The organism is Spirosoma spitsbergense DSM 19989 (genome assembly GCF_000374085.1).
Taxonomy (GTDB): domain Bacteria; phylum Bacteroidota; class Bacteroidia; order Cytophagales; family Spirosomataceae; genus Spirosoma; species Spirosoma spitsbergense.
In genome coordinates, this window is the sequence record NZ_KB893547.1 from 11,890 (window position 1) to 32,481 (window position 20,592).

The window sequence follows — 20,592 nt, forward strand, 5'->3', positions numbered from 1 at the left end:
CAGTCGTATAGCGCACCTGCGGGCGTTAAAATCGTCTTACCGGGCAAAGACGGCTGGAAATAGATATCCTGAACAACTTCGGTAAAAGCAGCCTGACGAATACTATTTCGTGCTACTTTTAAGGAAACTACCGTTCCGTTATGCGAGTCAACTACTGCCTGCCGGGCTTTTTTCTGCTGGTTACGCTCGGCTTTTTTTCGTGTAAAGAAGCCGCTCCTCCAAAACCCAATATCCTGTTCATTCTGGCCGACGACTGGAGTTATCCCTACGCCAGTTTATACGGGGATAGCACCATCCGAACGCCTACTATTGACCGATTAGCCCACAATGGCACCGTTTTTACAAATGCGTATTGCGCTGCCCCTTCCTGCACCCCATCGCGGGCGGCTATCCTGACGGGCCGTTATCCACACAACCTCGGCGAAGGTGTGAACCTATGTGGAAAACTCGACTATAAAATTCCAACCTACGTCCAGCTACTGGAAAAGGAAGGCTATCAGGTCGCCTTCGACCGGAAAGGGTGGGCACCGGGCGATTTTCATAAGATGGGCTATACCAGGAATCCCGCCGGAAAAATGGCAGAATTTGATACACTCATTGATCAGTTGCCAAAAGGAAAACCGTTCTTTTTCTGGTTTGGGACCAACGACCCACACCGGCCTTATGAATTGGGCAGCGGCAAAAAAGCGGGTATTGATCCACAGGTAATCCGCTTGCCCGCCTTCCTGCCTGATGTACCTGAAATAAGGGGTGATGTGGCCGATCATTTGGCAGAGGTGGAGCGCCTTGATCGCGAAATTGGGGGGTTGCTGAAAAAGCTGGAAAGCGCGGGCCAACTGGAAAATACGATCATTGTCGTTACGTCTGACAATGGGATGCCATTTCCGCATGCCAAAGCCAATTTGTACGACTACGGAACGCGGGTTCCGCTGCTGATCAGCCGTTTCTCCAAACAGGAAAAGCAACCAGCCCGCAACGAGTCGTTCGTAAATCTGATTGATTTGATGCCTACGTTTTTGGATTGGGCCGATGTCAAACAACGTCCTGTGCTGGATGGGCTCAGCCTGATACCCATACTGAGTGGACAGCAAACCGAGCATCGGCCGGAGGTTTTTCTGGAGCGGGAACGACACTGTTTATGCCGACCTGAGTTCGACTATGGAGCCGGTTACCCCATGCGGGCAATCCGGACAAAAGAGTACCTCTATATCCGAAATTTTCGGCCCGACCGGATGCCTGCGGGCGATGAATCTATACCCAATACACCTTCTGTTTTTGGCGATGTGGACGGTGGCCCTACCAAAATTTACATGATGGATCATCGAAACGATACTGCCGTGAAACCGCTGTTTGCGCTGGGCTTTGGCAAACGCCCAGCCGAAGAACTGTATGTGCTGAAAGACGATCCGTACAACATCCATAACCGGGCCAATGATGCCGGACTTGCCCCGGCCAAAAAAGAGTTGAGTGCGCGGCTGGCGACCTGGATGAAAGAGGGAAATGACCCGCGCCGGGGGGGTGGGGGAGACCAGATAGATAAATACGAAGCTACTACACGGGCCTGGATAACGCGCGACGGTATCATTTTTCTGGATGAGTAAAAATAGGGGAGAGTGTAATAAATATCGTTCCCTGGTACGGCTCGCTTTGTGTCGCAGGCCAGGTCATAAAGTCCGGGTAAATGGGAAGCCGTCGTCCGTATCCGGCGAAAATGGACTAATATTGCCCTGCTGTTTCGTTTCCGTATGTTTTGAACAGGTATGCTGCAACGCAAACAGGAATTTGGTTGTACAGAGTATAGCTGCCGATGGAAACGTGCCGGTTGCAACACTGACATAAACCACTGTGGTTGACTTTTCTGCCATTAATGGCTCGTAGACAAATCATTAATCTCATGCGTACATTATTTCTTATCCTTTTATTTTCGACTTCTTTTGCCGCTATTGCTCAGGATGCCAAACCCGCCCAGCGTGCCAAACCTTTCAAAGTGAAAATCGGCGGAGGGTATGCTTTGCCTGCCTACCAGTCTACGAATGCCACTGACAGTAAGGGTGGGTTTGTCTATTTAATTGAACCCCAATATGAAATAGTAAAAAATCTTGATTTGGGAATTCGTCTGGAGCAGGCGTTGGTGAAGCGGGCCGAATTTCTGGACAATGTTATCTATTACCAGAGTAAAGCCAAATCTGTCTCATCGGCTTTGGTGACGGCAAACTATACTATCCCGATTGTGAGTTCACTGCGGGCTTATCTGGGTGTAGGAACGGGTTTGTACTATGTTGATGCCAGTGAGCAGGTAAACCAGACAATCCGTTATCCGTTGCCCGCAACAACGACCATTGGTGGTATGGGTCGAGTGGGTGTTAAGTTCAGCCTTGTGTACCTCGAAGCAGATTACAACCTGATTGGTGATACGAACGTAACCAACAACGCCAGCCGACTCACGCTAACGGCCAAAAACTCGTATTTCAGCGTGAAAGCGGGCATCACTATCGGCGGTTCACGCTGATAGAAAGGGAAAGGTGAGACACAGGAAACCATCTCCCCTCTTATTTCTTCCCGCTTTCGTCTACATCCATCACGGAACATGCAGCAATAGAAACATCTCGGCTGCGTGCCAGGCGTGGGTGAAGGCTAACTTCTGTTTTGCCAGGTCTTTATCCAACACGGTCATGCCCGGATAATGCGCATCGCTATCGTGCTGTTGCCAGCTAAGGGGGTAGTCGACGGTGCCCACCATTCCGCGCCTTTGGGTATAGAAGTGATCTTCTGCCCAAACATAATAAGGAGAATTAATGGCTATCTTTTTATCAAATTCCGGCCCGGCTACGTGTTCATTCCGGTACGCCCACCAGAATAGCGCCGAATAACTATCATATTGTTTGGGAATGCTGTAAGGGTCGGGCAAATCGAGCGATTTCAGACCATATTTGAGCCATTTGGTTTGATAAACCGGGTGTTCAGCATCATCGGTCTGACCCGCCACGTAATTGCCCCGTCGGAAATGGCCTGCCGAATCCAGCACCGACTGCACAACGGGATGCTTTTTATCGGAAACCAGTGACACCAGAAAAAGTACCTGACCGAGATTGTCAACTTCAGGAATGCCGTGGTTGTTGCGGTCGAATGGTTTGTTTATAGCCATAATCCAGTCCTGAATCAGGGATAGATTGTTCGTTTCCCGCAGTACCATACCCATCAGTGCCGCATCCCGATACCAGGGTTTGAGATACACCAGGAAGTTAGGGACGGGTCGTCCGTGAATGACGTTGATGAGGACTTCCTGATGCAACACCCGAAGTATGGGGCCCCACGGTTGTTTGGTGAAACCGGGTAGATTCAGTCGGGAGCGGGTACCCGGAATCAATTTTGGTTTTCTGGGCGGCTGTAGCAGCCAGACACCGCTTTCATTTTCCCGGATCTGGATTTGTTGCCCATCGGTCAACACTAGATGAACGAGGTATTCCGACGGAACAATGATTTCTTCTTTCACCCGCCACTGTTCCTCAATGTTACCCGTCAGGGCGTTCAGCAGGCGCCCGTTGCGGTAGATGAGTTTGAGCCGGTCGCCCATGCCGAACAGGAAAAACGGCAGGTTGGGTAGTTCGCGCAGCGCCGTGTGTTCGTGACGAAGACGCGTCAGATTATCCCGATAAACCGTTAGCGCCCCGGCCGGGTCGGTATGTACCGTCGGCGGAATGGGCTTCTGAGCCTTAACCGATAGGGTGATTGCCAGAAAAAGAGTGAACCAGGGAAAAGACATAGACTGGTAAAGGTACCCATTTTGTTCGGTGAGTCAGTGTCTGAACGGGGTTGATTCAATCCCGAATCGACTGGTAATCATCAGTATCCTACGTTTGTCCCGATGGCGCACCCGCCACCGGGGTTCATCAACTAGGTGCTCCAGGAGTAGTTTCGTCGGGTGCAGGTAAGCGGTCGGCCGTAACAGCCATGTCGGGATTCGAACTGCCGATTACCAAAATCCAATTGGACACAAGGTTTTATACGTTAGGCAAACTGTTTCTGTTAGATAGATAGCGGACAGACATTCATAGGGTTACCGGGACAACTACCTCAGGCGTTAGGCCTGTCGGGTTCGTTGGATAAGTCTTTATGGAAATTTAACGCTGTGTGCTTATCTTGCTACGTTGTTCTATATACGCTTTAATGCACAGCGTTCTCGTTTGCGCGTCTTGGCGATTACGTTTAAAGCAAGAGGTTTTTAGTCAATGAGTTTAGCAAACGTCGACCTGTCTAACTGCGACCGGGAGCCTATTCATATTCTCGGTCAGATTCAGTCATACGGCTATTTACTGGCCATCCATCCTGACACGTATGCCATTGTTCATGCCAGCGAAAATATCGCTGATCTACTTGGTTTGTCAGCCTCTCAGGTGATGGGGCAGCCATTGGAAAGTGTAGTAGCTAAAACAGACATACCGGCAGGCAGGCTGATGTCATTGCTGAAGGCAGATGATCCAAACGGTTCGTGGGAAACCCTGAACCCGTATCAGATGACCGTGAATGATCAGGCGTTGAATTTGATTATCCATCAGCATGCAGGACTTATCGTACTGGAATGGGAACCTGCCATTGACGCCCGCGATACCGATAGTAGCCATACCTTACTGAATCAGCGACTGATTACTGAGTCGCTTACGGAAGTACAGACCAGCCAAACCCTGACAGAACTGTTGCAGAATACCGCCCGTCGGGTAAAATCTATTACGGGTTTTGACCGGGTAATGGTGTACAGGTTTGGTGCCGATTGGCACGGGCAGGTGATTGCGGAAGAAAAAGAAGACCAGCTGGAACCGTTCCTGGGCCTGCATTATCCCGCATCCGACATTCCGAAGCAGGCTCGTGAGTTGTACAAAGTTAATCTGGTTCGGTTAATTGCTGATGTGGACAGCACCCCATCCCGAATTCTGTCGCAACCCGACCGGCCCGATGACAAGCCGCTGAATTTGACGTATTCTGTTCTGCGGGCGGTATCACCCATTCATATCGAGTACCTGAAAAACATGGGGGTGAAGGCTTCCATGAGTATTTCGCTGATATACCAGGATGAATTGTGGGGACTTATTTCCTGCCACAATACAACGCCCCTTTTTGTTGATTATCCGGCGCGCAGGACGGCTAAATTTGTGAGTCAGCTTTTGTCCGTAGCCCTGGAGTTTCGTAAGGATAGGGAGGACCTTGCCGCCCAGCAACTATACCAGCAGGCAGGGCAACGGTTACACGAGCAATTATTGCTGAGCGATACGATTGTACGGGCAATTACTCAGTTCCCTATAACGGCACTGGATGTGACCAGTGCCCCCGGAGCCGCCTTATTATTCGACGGTAAGCTGTATCGACTGGGCCAGACACCCGACGAATCGGCTATCCGGGGCATGGCCGACTGGATGAGTACCACCAATACGACAACTTTCCTGGAAACCAGTCAACTTCCAAATCTATACCCGCCAGCCGAGGGATTTAGGGAAGTTGGCGCGGGTTTGCTGGCTATCGTACTGTCGCGTGAGCTGAACGAATATATCTTTTGGTTCAAGCCGGAGCGGGTTCAGGAAGTGTCATGGGCGGGTAACCCGAACAAGCCCGTTACGTTCGACGGTAATGGCGTTGGGAAAATCAGTCCCCGAACCAGTTTTGCTTCCTGGACACAAATGGTTCATAATACCTCAGAGCCCTGGAGCAAAGCAGAGGTATCGGCGGCTGTCAAGCTGCGCGATGATGCGTTGCAGATTGTGAACAAACAGGCCAATGAAATTCGTATGCTTAACCAGCAACTGAAGCTGGCTTACGAAGAACTTGATGCGTTTAGTTACACCGTATCGCATGATTTGCGAACGCCCCTATCCTCTATTCGGTGTTATTCCGAAATTCTGCTCGAAGAGTACGGAAAGGACCTTGTGCCGGATGCAAACTCGCTGCTTAATAAAGTAATAGATTCAACCGACAAGATGCGTCGCCTGATCCGGCACATACTGTATTATTCGCGGATGGGCCGTAGTGAACTGGACACCCAGCATATAGATATGAACAAATTACTGAACGATATTCGGGAGGATATTATGGTAACTGTTCAGGGGCGTTCACTACGCATGGAAATTGGCAATACACCGTCAATCTACGCCGATCCGTTGATGGTGCTTCAATTGTTCACCAATCTGCTCGGCAATGCCGCCAAGTATACCAAATTAGCACCGGACGGACTTGTTACAGTGACTGGTTACCAGAATGATAATGAGGTAGTTTACTCCGTAGAAGACAATGGCATCGGATTTGATATGAAACAGGCCGACAGAATGTTTGAACTGTTTAAGCGACTGGAGAATGCCCGGAACTTTGAGGGAACCGGGGTTGGCTTAACAATTGTGAAGCGTATCGTTGACCGTCACCACGGGAGAATCTGGTTCCAGAGCGAGCCAAACAAAGGCACGATTTTTTTTGTTTCATTTCCAACGAAGTAACCGGTACTAGCTATAGAAATCATGGTAGATGTATTATATGTTGAAGACAATCCGAATGATGCGGATATATTTAGCCGCCTGATGCGTAAGCTGGATAGACCCGTTACGTATACTATTCTTAGTACGGGTCCTGAAGCACTTGATTATCTGACAAATAGCGAGCAACAGAAAAACGCCCTGCCTAAAGTAGTTCTCCTGGATTTAGACCTGGGCGGGGTTAGCGGCTTTGAGGTAATTGCGAAAGCACGGGCTTCTGACCGGACCAGGTATCTTCCTATTGTGGCATTCAGCACGTCTGACAGTCCGCGGGATATTCAGCAGGCTTACGATGCTGGTATTAACGCGTATGTTGTGAAGCCCGGTAGTTATCAGGCTACAGGTGTCGCGCTAACGAAGGTGTGCGATTTCTGGCTGGAAAATAACACCCGAATAGATAATAAATGAGCCTTTTGTTAGACCGGTTGCGCCAGGAAACGCAACAGATGCACCAGCAGACAGAACAGCTTTTTTACACAGAATCCTTACGCAACGGCACCCTATCTCCAATTCAGTACGGTCATTTGCTCCGCACGCACCTGGCATTCCATCAGGCGCTGGAAATCGCTATCGAACACCACCCTGATTTTTTTCGGGAGTATAACCCACAGGAGCGGCTAAAAACTCCCTGGCTGTTAGCCGACCTAGCACAGTTAAATGAGCCGCTATCCTCACCCATGCCTGCTTTGTTTACCAGCTGGACTGCCGTTGATTTACTGGGAGCCGTTTACGTAGGTGAAGGCTCTATGCTGGGCGGGACCGTGATCAACCGATTATTGCAACAAAGCACGTCTATTCAGTCTATCCTCCCGGTGGCTTCCCGATTCTATCAGGGATATGGTACGGATACGGGTAAACAGTGGCGCAGGAGTGGCGAATTCATAACGCAGCGTGGGGCACTCCACGCCGATGCCGTTGTGGCGGCTGCCAAACGGGCGTTCAGCCAATTTCAAGAAGCTTTTTTGAGCAGTCAGGACAGAATTATGCAGAAATAGCGTCGGGAACGGGCAGGAAAATTTTGAAGGTAGATCCGCTACCTATTTCGCTATCGACATCAACAGCCCCCCCGTGATTTTGGGCAACCCGCTGGCAGATAGCCAGACCAATACCGGTACCGCTGTAGGTAACCGGACTATGCAAACGCTGGAAGGGCGTAAACACCCGGTCTTTGTACCGCACATCGAACCCAATTCCGTTATCTTTTACGGTGATTAACCAGAAATCTTGCCGGGTTGCGGATTGAAGCATTTCGGGCAACTCATCAGGACTTGCCTCACGGAAGTCAATTTGAATAAAAGGAGCAATGCCAGTCGCACTGAATTTAAGAGCGTTGGCAATCAGATTCTGAAAAAGTTGCCGTAGCCGAGACACATTGCCACGCACTTCGGGCAGGGAGGCAACCTTGATGGTTGCTTTTTTTTCCGCTATCGTTATTTCCAGATCGCTCAGTACGTCCTCAATGATGTCGGTAAGCAAAATTAGCTTGAACGAATCCAGTTGGCTACTCAGCTGCGAATAGAACAAAAGATCTTTAACGAGGGACTGCATCCGGCCGGCCGACTTCTGAATCCGCCGAACCATATCTTTCTCCCCATCAGAGAGGCTATCGGCAAACTGGCTCTGAAGCAGATCACTGAACGACTGAATCCGTCGGAGCGGCTCCTGTAAATCATGTGACGCAATATGAGCAAACTGTTGCAGACTCTCGTTGGATCGTTTCAATTCTATGTTGGCGGTATTTAATTCGGTGGCCTGCTGCTGTGCTGTTTGCTCACTCTGTTTTAGGTGGGTAATATTATTGAAGGTAACGACTACACTTTCTCCATCCTGTTTTACTGCCGATACCTCAAACCAGCCTTCCAGCCCCAATTCATCGCGGTAATATTGCGTAGTCTGTTCCGATTGTTCGGAGTTGACTACGCGTACGTAAAGATCAAAAAAACCATTGTCCTTGTTACCCGGAAACACCGTCAATAAGCTTTGGCCAACCAATTCTTCGGGTGTTCTGGACAGACTGTGAATAACAGCCTTATTGGCCGTATCCATTCGAAAATCGACAATCGTATTCTGCTCATTCCGCACGGCCGTTATGGCAATGATACTGTTCAATGAGGCATCCAGCGTTGTGCGCAACTGATGGGCTTGCTGTTCCAGTGCCCGGGTTTGTTTATCGACACGTTGCTGAAGCGTTTCTTCATTCTGCTTGTCGGCAGTTATATCGATAACCATACCGATAAACCGGTAGGGCTCCTGCTTTTCAGTAAAGAAAACACGCCCACTGGAGCGTAACCAGCGTACATTTTCCCTGTCAACAACGCTTACCGTCCGGTATTCATGATGAAAATGCCCGGTACCGCCGGATTGCATAATCGCCTGAATGGCCTGGTTTGTTGCATCACGATCATCCGGATGCAGGCATTGCAGAAATAACGGGTAATTGACTGGCGTGGAAGCGGGCAGGCCAAAAAGTTCTCTGGTCCGGTCAGACCAGATTAATTCGTCAGTAAACAGGTTGTAATCCCAGGTGCCTAACTGGGCTGATTCAATGGCAAGCCGAAGTTCTTCATCGGCCATACGCGCTTTCAATTCAATTTCTTTCCGGTCGCTAACATTAATTAATATGCCCGAGAAAGTAACGGGCTCGTGCTGTTGATTGTACGTAAACTGCCCCCTGGAAAAAACCCATTTGGATTCAGATCGGGCAGTCATTAGCCGATAATCCGCTTCAAAGCAACTCCTTTTCTTCTTGGCTTCATCAATCAAATTGATTACCCGCTGGCGATCATCCGGATGGATTACATCCGTGAATACATGGGTGGGAAGGTTAATCTTATCCTGCTCAATACCCAGCATGTTGAACAGGGTAGGGTCACCGTATAGGCTATCATTGGTAATATCCCAGAACCAGGTCGCTGTCAAGCCGGAACGAAGTGCCGCATGTAAATGATCGAACGAAGGCTGGAATAACGCGGCTTCCTGGGTGGGTTGGGAAGTAGATTCCGTAGCGAACGGCTGACTCATAGCATAGCTTCTTGGTAAAATATACAGCGTCAAAAGGCCGTAGAAAAGATAAGTGCCAAATCACGCTAACAGAAAGCATTGCTGACATGAACAAAAATACATATAAAATTGTCAGATGATGGCTATGAGTAGGTAACCTGCTGCTTATCTATTTGTTTGCCGGTTGTTTCCTCGGATTTTTTCGGGAAGCTATTCGTTCATGCATGGCGGCCACCTTATCTTCGTGTATATCCTGGGCCTCTTCTATGGAATGGGACTCCGACAGGGTTGCTTCGTTTTTAGATTCCTCGGCGAGTTTACAAAAAAACTGGTGTAATTTTTGGAGTTCTTCTTCAGTCAGGTCCTCTACATTCAATAGTCTGTTGCTGGCTTTTCTATTTACGGCAAGCAGTTCATTTAATTTAATCTGCATGGCCAGCGAGTCTTTGTTCTGCGCTTTCTGGATCAGAAACACCATCAGAAAGGTGATAATGGTTGTGCTGGTATTTATTATGAGCTGCCACGTATCCGAATAATCAAAAATAGGCCCGGTAACGAGCCAGACAATAATGGACAGGGAGGCCAGTAGGAAAGCTCCCGAAGAGCCGGTTGCTTTAGTAGCTTTAGACGCAAAGTGGTCGAAAAACCGAGTGAATTTATTCTCGTTCATGTGCTTGGTGATTGGGGTGATTTATCTCTAAACCGGTTAGTCTGATAATTGTGAGATTAAATTATGCGAATACGATTTTGTCCATTACCGGTTGATTCTCATTCGGGTAATGGCTGGAATAAAAAAAAGAACCAGAACCAACCGTAGAAAACCATCAACCACTACACATGCAGCCTTTTCCCGTCACCTCTTCTATTCTATCGGCAACGCACCTGGTTCCGTTTCTACAGTCGAACTATTCATTTGGGCCTAATACATTTTGTCGGTTGCTGAAAGCAGGCATTAATCACGCTTATCTAGTCACTGATGGTGGCAAAAAAGCCATTTTCCGCGTGTATAGCCTGAACTGGCGTACGGAGGAAGAGATAAAGGAAGAAATCAGGCTGCTAACGCTGCTACAGGAAAATAGCCTGCCTGTATCGTACCCAATTGCTGACCATAATGGCAACTACATTCAACCATTGAACGCACCCGAAGGGGACAGAATGGGGGTGCTGTTTTCCTTTGCCGAGGGTGAAAAAATACTGTCGCTTTCGGCTGAACTACATTACAAAATCGGGCAGATTATGGCCCGTTTTCACCAGATTATTCACAACCTGACCCTGAAACGGAATACCTATACGGCACAGGTACTGGTAGTGGATTCTGTAGAAAAACTAGCTCTTTTCCTACCCGCCGAATCTCCTGAAATGGCTTTCATGTATGCTACCCAGCGTTACCTGCTGGATGTGTTTGCGCGCATCGACGACGACAACGTACGCCGGGGCGTTGTGCATTTAGACATCTGGTTCGATAACCTTAACATTACTCCGGACGGTATGGTTACCCTATTCGATTTTGACTTCTGTGGCAACGGCCTGTTGTGCTATGACATCGCCTATTACATTATGCAGATTCATAGTACCGAACCGGACGAAACCGAGTTTTTGACGAAGAAGGATCAGTTTCTAAGTGGATATGAATCCGTAACGAAAATTAGTGATGAGGAAAAAAAACTGTTGCCTATGCTCGGCGAAGCCGTTTATTTCTTTTATATCGGCGTTCAGTGCGAACGGTTCGATAACTTCTCAAACGTATACCTGAACGAAGTATACCTAAAACGCTTCATTAACCTGCGCCTGAAACGCTGGTTTGATTATAACAAGCTGAATGCCGGATAAAACGCGTTCGGTCAAAAAGCCGTATATTCGATACCTTCATCTGAAAATCTGCCCCGGCGGTTCCCGTTCCTGAACGTAGCAAGGGCGCATCAGGATTATGCGAATACGGTTTATCTGGCTATTTCTTGGCATTGCAATCCTCCTGCCGGAGTGGGTTGCCAGCCAGAACCTTGTTCCGAACGGGAGTTTTGAAACCTACCGAAACTGTCCGCGTCAGGATAATCTCTTCGAAGAAGCCATTCCCTGGTATAACCCTAACCGGGCCACCCCTGATTTTTACCACCGGTGTTTTGATTTCGGTCAGCTCATTTTAACCCCTCACTCAGGGCAGGGAGTCGGACACTTGTTTTTCGACCAGGGCTGGGCCGAATACATGGGTATAAAACTAACAAAGCCGCTATCGGTTAGTACGTGCTACTATTATGAAATGTACGTGGCAACGGACACGCCAAATAAATACCTCATCGAAACTATTGGTGCCCATTTCTCTAATCAGCCACTTACCGGTACCACAACTGAACGGCTGAACGCAACACCACAAATTCTGGACACGAATCCGCGCAGTAGCATTGGCGTATTACAGTGGCAGCGTATTTCGGGTTTTCTCACGCCTAAAGGGGGGGAGCAGTACCTGACCATCGGTAGTTTCAATAAAGAACCAGCGTTTCTGGGATTTTACTACCTGTTTGTCGATGACGTGTCCCTGCTGCCCGTTGAACTTGAACTGGGTAAGGACACCACCTTGTGTAACCGCCGGAATTCGCTCTTACTCGATGGAACTGTGCCCGGAGCCAGAGAATACCACTGGCAGGATGGCAGTACCAGTCCGAAATTTCAGGTAACCAAACCCGGCAAGTACTCCGTTACCGCCATCACGGCCTGCAAAACCCTGACCGACTCCATCACGGTTAATTATGCCATTGATTTCGACCTCGGCCCCGATACAACGCTCTGTACTGGTCAGGTACTTACACTAAGCGTTCCGAAAACGCCAGCCTCCCAGTACCGCTGGCAGGACGGTTCGGCACAAAATACCTACTCCGTAAAGCAGCAGGGCCAGTACAGTATACGCGTTACGCAGGCCGGCTGCGTAGCTACTGATACGATTCAGGTACGTTACATCCAGCCCCCGCGTCTGGATTTAGGACCTGACAGGGAACTTTGCGGGGCCGAAAAGTTCACGATAAAGCCCGTTGTTGCCGAAGGTAAATTTAGCTGGCAGGATGGCTTTTCCGATACGTTGCGTACGGTGAGTACTTCTGGGGTGTTCCGGGCCAGCGTTCGTAACGACTGTGCTACCGTGACCGACTCGATCGAAATAGATTACGGAGCCTGCGACTGTATTCTCTACGCACCCAACAGCTTTACCCCCAATGGCGATGGGATGAACGATACCTTTTCCGCCTTCGGGTGCGGTGACCTGACCATTACCTCACTCGCCATTTTTAACCGGTGGGGCGAAGTGATTTTCAAAACGACAAGTCCACCTTTTCAGTGGAATGGCTACTATCGGGATGAGGTATGTGCGCAGGGCGTTTATGCCTGGCGCATACAGTATCAGTTATATCGGGGTAAGAAGGTTAAAGTTGACCAGAAACAGGGGTATATCACGTTGATTCGGTGAGTAGACAATTCATCCCGATAGTTGTGTCTTACTGGAAATGGAACTAGAATAGTTTAACCAGCCGCGCCAGCCCAGCCGAAATTAAGAGCACTACGGCCACAAGTGCCAGACCGTAATAAAGTCCAAAGCCTTCGGACACAAAACCGATGATGGGCGGACCGGCCAGAAACCCAATGAAACTAAAGGTGGCAAACGTGGCTAGTCCGGCGGCTGGCGGAATTCCCGGCACCCGTAGCGAAGCAGAATAAAGAACGGGAGCTCCCAGCGAACAACCCGCCCCCAGCAGAGCGAAACCAGCAAGAGCAGTGGACGGGAAGGGTAGGGCGATAGCCACTAAAATACCCAAAGCGCCCAAAACCCCGCCTATCTGTAACCAGCGGGTAGCCCCAATTTTGGGTAAAATAGCGTCGCCCAGGAAGCGGAAACCGGTCATTGTCAGCGAAAAGCTGGCAAAGCCCAGCGCGGCAATCTGCGCACTGGCCCCCAGCGTTTCGCGCAGGTAAACGGCACTCCAGTCGAAGGCGAGTCCTTCGCCCATCGCTAAGGCCAGGCCAATCAGAATCATCAGCAGTAAATCCCGATTGGGTCGTACAAAAGAGGAACCCGCTTTCTCACCCGATTCTGTCCGGCTGCTCGACGGTATCTGCTTCAACTGGGGTTGCAACACGAAGGTGAGCCCCAAAATCAGTACGGCCATTACCGCCATATGTACCGGAGGAGGCACGTGTAGGGCAATAACTGCCCCGGTGATGCCCGAACCGAACAGCCCCCCCAAACTCCACATCCCGTGACAGGATGACATGATGACGATACCCTGCGACCGCTCCAGGTTGGTGGCACTTGTATTCATGGCTACGTTGATGAGTGCGCCCGAAAGACCAGCCAGGAACAGTCCGAAAGCCATTATGTAGATGTTGGGGGCATTAATGGGGATGCACACTGCCAGGGTCAATCCGATGGCGGCCCAGAAACAGGACCGTGCTTCGCCCAGTTTGGCAATGATAAAGCCCGTCAGCGGATTCATGATGAGTAACCCGGCGGGCATCGCAAAGAGCGTAAGCCCCAGTTCGGCATCGGAGAGGAGTAGTTTCGCTTTCACGTATGGAATGTGTGAAACCCAGCTACCGAACAACAAACTGTCGGAAGAAAAAACGAGTCCAACTGCCAGTGCCCGTCTGTTCAGGAAAAACGAGAGGATATTCTGGATGAACCTGTTTCGTTGTGGCCTGGGAAAAGAAGCGGTTGTATTCATGGCACAAAAATAGCCGGTTCAGACCGGCTATTTTTACTAATTGGGTATCCTTTACGGATGATGTATTGATTTTTTAGCACTGCTTTCTATTCAACCATCGTTAGCGATGTACTATTTTTAAGGTGCCCGGCCATCGCTTTACGCAGTTTCTCTACTTTGGGCAAGGATACACTTTGAATGTAAGGCTGGTTGGGATGCAGCGCAAAATAGTTTTGGTGGTAAACTTCAGCAGGGTAGAAAACCGTAAATGGGGTCACTTCTGTCACCACTTTGCCGCTGTAGTGACCGGATTCATTGGTGCGTTTTATAGCGGCCATGATTTCTGCTTTTTCTTCGGGCGTCCGGTAGAATGCCACCGACCGGTAATCGCGGCCCACATCGGGTCCCTGCCGATTCAGAGTGGTCGGGTCATGACCCGCAAAAAAGGCTTCGAGCAGTTGTGGATAGCTAATGACTTTGGGGTCATAATACACCTGCACCGATTCTGCATGGCCAGTCCGGTCGGTGCCCACCTGCTCATAGGTTGGGTTCTTAACCGTGCCGCCAGCGTAGCCGGAAATTACTTCCCGAACGCCCTTAAGCTGGTTCATGCCTTCTTCCAGCGCCCAGAAGCAGCCACCGGCAAATGTAGCAACGGCTTCGCCCGATTTTGATTCGGGGAGTTTTGCGGGGGCATGGTCATTTGATTGTCCCTGTGCGCAACCGGCCAGAAAGAGCAGGCTGAGCGCGTATAAATGGAATTTTTTCATTGTGTCTGTTATCAGATCGTGTTACCCTATAAACGATTAAAAAACGATTGTGGTTTCTTGGTGGTACAGCATTATGGCCAACTGGCGGTCAGACCATAAGCCATCGGATAAACGTCGGGGGACTGTGACTGGCCGTAAACAAAAACGTCCTGACAAAATTGTCAGGACGTTTAGATTCAACTCAATTAATGGGTGTGTACCCTCGTTTATACGCCTGGATACCCTTCATTCTGTGTCTTCAGATTAGGGTTATTAAGCAGCTCCTGCTTGGGTATTGGAAGCAACAGGTGCTTCTTCTGCAAGGGCTGATTGGAACTTGGGTTTACGTGACCCACGAAAGGGTCAAATCCGTTTGTTTTGCCGTTATAAACTTTTTGGAGCCGTACCATATCGAACCAGGTAATCTGCTCGTAGCACAGCTCATGCCAGCGCTCCCGCCAAACGGCTTCCCGGAAGGTTGCCTGGTTGTACGTTCCCAACGCAGGGGTCGTCAGCGTAGCACGGTCGCGGATGCGCTTCATGGCATCGTAAGCAGCCTGCGTAGGACCACCCACTTCGTTTTGAGCTTCGGCATAAATCAGCAGCGTTTCGGCAAAGCGAATCTGGGGTACGTTCAGGTTGTTCTGCCGGGTACCGGCAACGCCAGCCGTACCGTTTGAGGTACGGTTGAAATGCTTGAACACATAGGGCGCACCCAGTTCGAACGGGGCACCGTTGCCATTCGTATAATAGCTGGTGTAGAAATAACCTTCCTGATTCTTGGCCCGCAAATCGCCCTTTTCGTACGAGTTATAGAAGGTGGGCGTAGGTACTGAGCTACCCGTTCCGCCGGGTCCGGCGAATGTAACCGGCTTAAAGTTGGGATAAAAGTTATTCATTGGGTTACCCGCTACCAGTGTGTTATACTGAAGCATGTACAGGTGTTCTACCCGGTTCTTCGTGCTTTCCCGATGAATATCTTCGTAGGTTGTGAACAGATTGATTAACGAAGGATTCGCATTGGCGTAGGTGATTACTTCAAAGGCTTTATCGGCGGCTAACTTGTAGTGCGAGGCTCCTTTTTTGAGTGGCTCTCCGGCCATGGTCAGATATACTTTGGCCAATTGTGTTTTTACAGCAGCCAGATTGACCCGTCCACTCACGTCCATCCAGGCCAGCCCGGCAGCTTCAGCAGCGGTCAAATCATCAACAATCAGTTTATACACATCCTCCTGTTTCGTCCGAACCGGCAGAAAATCTTCCGAAGAGGCTGTTTGCGGTTTTGTAATCAGTGGGATATCACCCCACAACCGAACGGCAGTGAAATAAGCCGAAGCCCGCAGGAACCGGGCCTCACCCAGAATTTTAGTTTTCTGAGCCGCGTCCATCGGGGTAATACCCGGCACCTTATCCAGCACCTGATTCGCCTGGGCAATAACCTTATACAAGCCGTTCCAGTAGTTAACCACGTGACCGGTATTGCCGTCGTGTACCAGGCTATAGAGGTTGTTCAGATCGGAGTTTTGCGCGGTTTCCGTTGTAGACGTACCGGTTAGCGCTTCCAGCAACTGCCAGTTGCTGGAGAAGATACCAGCATCGCCCCCCATAAAGCGGGCATCGGAGTAAACGGCGGCCAGCGCAGCTTCCGCATGGTCAGGAATGGTATAAAAACTGGTAGGAGTCAGGTTAGACGGTGCCTGTTCGGTCAGGAAGTCTTTACAGCCTAAAGGAGCTGTTAGGGCTATTCCGCATAGCATAACCCTACCTATATTTTTTACGAGTGTATGTCTCATAATGAATTTCAGTGAATTTGAATTTTTTGAAGATTGTCATTTATGGTCATTAGGAGTCATTCATGGTCATGAGAGCAATAAAGAAATTTATCAATGACGTTTGATGACCATAAATGACCACTAATGTCTACCAGTTGTTTACAGCCCAATCTGGAGACCCAGCAGGTATGTGGTTGGTTTTGGATAGTTGTGCCAGATCATACCCTGCGAGAAAGCACTGTTGCCCCCGCCCTGGTTGGTTGGTGTTACTTCTGGATCGCCAACAATGGGGTCTTTCACCAGCAGGAAGAAGTTCTGAGCCGATGCATACACGCGAAGCCGGTTCATTTTCAGCTTGTTCGTTACGGCAACCGGGAAGGTATAGCCAAACAGCAGGTTTTTGCCCCGCAGAAACGAACCATCCTTAATCCAGTGGCTATCCACGTTGGTTACATAGCCTGCCCGTGTGTCCCGAACTTCGGCAATTTGGCTACCCTGATTGGTTGGTGTCCAGGCGTTCAGCACGGAGGTGTAGCTGTTGGCCAGTGCCTGCCGGTCTTCGCTGGGGTGCAGGTTCATCAGCATTACCTGATTACCAAACATAAACTGCATCTCAAACGTAGCGTCGAAGTTGCCAAACCGGATGTTGTTGGTGAATGCACCCCATCCTTTAGGACTACCATTCCCAATAATACTGCGGTCAGCGTCCGTAATGGCTTTGTCACCGTTCACGTCCAGGTACTTGATATCGCCGGGCAGAATGGTCAAACCGTTCCGATAGCTGGTGAACTTGGCGGCTTCTTCGCGCTCAGCTTCGCTCCACACACCCACTCGGGTCAGGCCCCAGAATGAACCAACCGCTTCGCCAACGCGAATAATGTTGGTGGGGTTCGTGAAGTTAGGGCCACCAACGTTGAATATGTCAGACGGGGTTGCCAGAGACAGTACTTTGTTGCGGTTGAACGAGATGTTGAACGTTGTGTTCCAGCTAAAGCTGCCCCGGTTAATGTTTACCGTGTTCAGGCCAAACTCGAATCCTTTGTTTTCCATCGACCCTACGTTGCGCCGGATGGTGCCATAACCACTCGACTGCGGTACGGGGGCATCAAGGAGCATGTCGGTTGTCAGGCGGTAGTAATAATCGGCTTCCAGCGTAATCCGTCCTTTGAGCAGACCAATTTCCAAACCTACGTCGGTCTGAGCCGTTTTCTCCCAGCGAAGGTCAGGGTTGGCCAAACGGCTGATACCCGTTCCGCCAAACCGTGCATCATTATAGACAGTCGAGTAGTTGGAACTTAGTAGTGACAGCGATGAATAAGCAGGAATTTCGGAGTTACCCGTTAAGCCGTAGCTACTGCGTACTTTCAGGTTCGAGATAATGGCGTTTCCTTTTAGGAAGTCTTCTTCCGACACCCGCCAGGCCAGTGCTGCTGACGGGAAGAAGGCAAACTTGTGGTTTTCTCCGAACTTGGAGGAACCATCGGCCCGGCCCGTAGCCGTAAACAGGTATTTGTTCCGGAAGCCGTAGTTGATACGTCCGAAGTACGAGTTAAAGGCAAAGCGCGATGCCCCCGACGAAACCGATGGGTTGATAGCCCCGGCACCTAAGTTATTGAAGGTGAAGTAATCGGTGGCAAAGCCGCTAACGCTGGCCCCAAAGCCAAACGTGTTGGTCTCCTGCCACGAGATACCCAGTAAACCCGTAAAGGAGTGGTCCCGACCAATCTGTTTGTTGTAGGTCAGGTAGTTTTCCAGTGACCAGAACGAGGTTTTGTTGTTGTTGGTCGACGCGTTACCGCTGTTACCAATGTTCAGCGTACGGGTTTGCGACTGATTGATTTCCTGGGTCTGGACGTTAGCACCCAATACCGTACGCATCTCCAGCCCTTTTCCAAACGTGATGTTGGTGAACAGGCTACCCAGGATTGTTTGGGTATTCTGGATATACTTACGATCCAGAAGCCGGTGTACTGAGCTCATCGTTCCTTCGGCGTAGGGGTAATCCCGGTTTTCAGCAAGAATACCGGTGTCAGGATACCGCACGGGCAGGAAGGGGAAGTCTTCCACAATTTGCCGGGCTACCGCGTCATTCACGTCCACCAGGTTTTCGGTCTGGTTGTTGTAGCTCAGCGTACCTCCGATTTTTAGCCAGCTCTTTACCTGATCGTCGAGCGAAAAGCGGCCCGAATACCGTTTCATGTACGAGGTTTTGATCAATCCCTGATCATCGCGGTAGTTTAGCGAGAGCGAATACTGGGTACGCTCGTTACCACCGCTAAAGCCTAACTGGTGATTTTGGGAGAGTTTGTTTTGTGCTGATTCTTTAAACCAGTCGGTATCGTAGAGGGGGTTCAAATTAGCATCAAAAACCCCTGGGTGAGCCGCACTGAAAGCAGTCCGTCTAACCTTTGGGTCCAGATAGGCCCATTTGCCAGCCGCCCAGCCAGTGGGATCGTACTTGGCCATGTTGGCGTAGGCCAAATCTTCGGTCGCTAAGTACTCTTTGGCGTTCAGCACCTGTGGCTTGTTGGGACCAATGGTATTTACGCTGAATTGACCGTCGTAGGTAACCCGGCTTTCACCGGCTTTCCCTTTGCGGGTCGAAATCAGGATGACGCCGTTGGCACCACGAGCACCATAAATAGCCGTTGAAGACGCGTCCTTCAGTACCTCAACGTTAACAATATCGTTCGGGTTGATATAGTCAATCGGGTTACTGAACTGGTCGCCCGTGCCTTGTGGCAGCATCACGCCATCCACCACGTAAAGCGGGTTGTTGGACGAGTTGATGGAGCTAAATCCCCGAATCCGAACGGTAGTCCGGCCACCGGGACGGCCCGAGTTGGTATTGACCTGCACACCCGGCAGACGACCCGAAAGTTGCTGGTTGAGCGAAGGAGCAGGCCGTTCCATCAGTTCGGCTTCCTTCACGCCCGATACGGCACCGGTCAGGTCAGACTTTTTGCTGGTACCGTAACCAATTACTACGATCTCGTCCAGCACCTTGCTGTCAGCTTGTAGATTTACGTTAATGGAGGCCTGATTGCCAACCTGAACCTCTTTCGACAGATACCCTACGAAGGAGAAAACCAGGGTCGAACTGCCATCGGGTACTTCCAGTTTGTACTGCCCATTAACGTCGGTAACTGTTCCGCGTTGTGTGCCTTTCAGGATAACACTAACGCCGGGCAGGCCTTCATTTTTTTCATCGGTAACGCGACCCGTAAGTGTTCGGTCAGCTTTGCTGACCGGCTTATAGTTAGGCGGATTTGAGGCCGATGGAGTACTGGCATATGCTCCGCCAGTCGAAAGTGAAGCCAGCAGGAGCAGCGTACCGGGTACACTGAGCAGCCTGCTGAACGAGACTCGAGAAGGTAAGAATGTTTTCATAGTATACTGCTTTTTAACTTTTTTTAATGGTTAAGAAGAAAAGTGAGACAACCTGCTTTAGCCAATAGCACTAAAAGGGGAAAAACTTATTTGTAGGGAAAACCCTAAGTTCAGTATAACTACTCATTAACATTAGAAAAAAATTAAAAAACAGTTAAGTAGTAATTAAAAAATAATACTGAGTTAAAACTGCGTTTGTCTGGCTAACAATGAGGAAATTTTGTGCCTTGTCCATTTGAGAAAATAATCATTCTGACATACGCTAACCTGCCCATTTCACGAACGTTGTCATTGTCTTACGAAATATAGTAATGTTTCCAGGCTGGGTGCATTTAAAAGTGCAAACAGCCTATGTAAACGTTTCAGCTTTGGCCAGACCGGAAATACCCGACAGGGGATCTTTACAAAACAGGTAAGGGTGGTTTGGGCAAACAAATCAGGTATTTTCTGGCCGAAAAAGTCTTTCAGTTGAAAAAACCAGCAA

The 20,592-nt window shown here is 49.7% G+C and carries 14 protein-coding genes; 7 read left to right on the plus strand and 7 right to left on the minus strand.

What is annotated here, in order from left to right:
- Positions 1–140 precede the first annotated feature (140 nt).
- Positions 141–1,601, plus strand: coding sequence for a sulfatase family protein (locus B157_RS0115935; RefSeq protein ID WP_020604299.1), 1,461 nt, complete (start codon positions 141–143; stop codon positions 1,599–1,601).
- 293 nt (positions 1,602–1,894) lie between these two features.
- The gene (locus B157_RS0115945; protein WP_020604301.1) at positions 1,895–2,509 is read left to right on the plus strand and encodes a porin family protein; all 615 of its coding nucleotides are present in this window, start codon (positions 1,895–1,897) and stop codon (positions 2,507–2,509) included.
- 69 nt (positions 2,510–2,578) lie between these two features.
- On the opposite strand, the gene B157_RS0115950 is transcribed toward B157_RS0115945, so the two are convergent.
- A complete protein-coding gene (locus tag B157_RS0115950) occupies positions 2,579–3,763 on the minus strand; it encodes a hypothetical protein (protein WP_020604302.1) in 1,185 nt (394 codons plus the stop codon).
- A gap of 466 nt (positions 3,764–4,229) precedes the next feature.
- Here B157_RS0115950 and B157_RS0115955 point away from each other — a divergent pair, with 466 nt between their 5' ends.
- From B157_RS0115955 to B157_RS0115965, 3 genes are read left to right on the plus strand one after another with little or no spacing between them, the layout of a single operon-like run.
- Positions 4,230–6,476 (plus strand): ATP-binding protein, encoded by a 2,247-nt coding sequence (locus B157_RS0115955; RefSeq protein WP_020604303.1) that lies wholly within the window; start codon positions 4,230–4,232, stop codon positions 6,474–6,476.
- Positions 6,477–6,497: 21 nt separating this feature from the next.
- Entirely contained in the window at positions 6,498–6,920 is a 423-nt protein-coding gene (locus B157_RS0115960; protein WP_020604304.1) for a response regulator, read from the plus strand.
- Positions 6,917–7,507 carry a biliverdin-producing heme oxygenase gene (locus B157_RS0115965; RefSeq protein ID WP_020604305.1) on the plus strand — a complete coding sequence of 197 codons (591 nt, stop codon included), beginning with the start codon at positions 6,917–6,919 and terminating at the stop codon, positions 7,505–7,507. The genes B157_RS0115960 and B157_RS0115965 overlap by 4 nt, the downstream gene beginning before the upstream one ends.
- Here B157_RS0115965 and B157_RS0115970 read toward each other — a convergent pair.
- Together B157_RS0115970 and B157_RS0115975 are read right to left on the minus strand one after the other, a co-directional pair.
- Positions 7,494–9,533: a PAS domain-containing sensor histidine kinase gene (locus tag B157_RS0115970; protein ID WP_020604306.1), complete on the minus strand. Its 2,040-nt coding sequence runs from the start codon at positions 9,531–9,533 to the stop codon at positions 7,494–7,496. The two genes, B157_RS0115965 and B157_RS0115970, sit on opposite strands and share 14 nt — an antisense overlap.
- 148 nt (positions 9,534–9,681) lie before the next feature.
- On the minus strand, positions 9,682–10,182 hold the full coding sequence (locus B157_RS0115975; protein ID WP_020604307.1) for a low affinity iron permease family protein: 501 nt from the start codon (positions 10,180–10,182) through the stop codon (positions 9,682–9,684).
- A gap of 167 nt (positions 10,183–10,349) precedes the next feature.
- Here B157_RS0115975 and B157_RS0115980 point away from each other — a divergent pair, with 167 nt between their 5' ends.
- Positions 10,350–11,342 (plus strand): phosphotransferase enzyme family protein, encoded by a 993-nt coding sequence (locus B157_RS0115980; protein ID WP_020604308.1) that lies wholly within the window; start codon positions 10,350–10,352, stop codon positions 11,340–11,342.
- 97 nt (positions 11,343–11,439) lie between these two features.
- Positions 11,440–12,966, plus strand: coding sequence for a T9SS type B sorting domain-containing protein (locus tag B157_RS0115985; RefSeq protein WP_020604309.1), 1,527 nt, complete (start codon positions 11,440–11,442; stop codon positions 12,964–12,966).
- A 43-nt stretch (positions 12,967–13,009) separates the two neighbouring features.
- On the opposite strand, the gene B157_RS0115990 is transcribed toward B157_RS0115985, so the two are convergent.
- The 4 genes from B157_RS0115990 to B157_RS0116005 form a co-directional block, all read right to left on the minus strand.
- Entirely contained in the window at positions 13,010–14,218 is a 1,209-nt protein-coding gene (locus tag B157_RS0115990; RefSeq protein WP_020604310.1) for an MFS transporter, read from the minus strand.
- A gap of 86 nt (positions 14,219–14,304) precedes the next feature.
- Positions 14,305–14,967, minus strand: a complete 663-nt coding sequence (gene msrA / locus B157_RS0115995) for a peptide-methionine (S)-S-oxide reductase MsrA (RefSeq protein ID WP_020604311.1) — start codon at positions 14,965–14,967, stop codon at positions 14,305–14,307.
- Between the two features lie 206 nt (positions 14,968–15,173).
- Positions 15,174–16,739, minus strand: a complete 1,566-nt coding sequence (locus B157_RS0116000; protein ID WP_026308735.1) for a RagB/SusD family nutrient uptake outer membrane protein — start codon at positions 16,737–16,739, stop codon at positions 15,174–15,176.
- 138 nt (positions 16,740–16,877) lie between these two features.
- Entirely contained in the window at positions 16,878–20,108 is a 3,231-nt protein-coding gene (locus tag B157_RS0116005) for a SusC/RagA family TonB-linked outer membrane protein (RefSeq protein WP_020604313.1), read from the minus strand.
- Positions 20,109–20,592 lie beyond the last annotated feature (484 nt).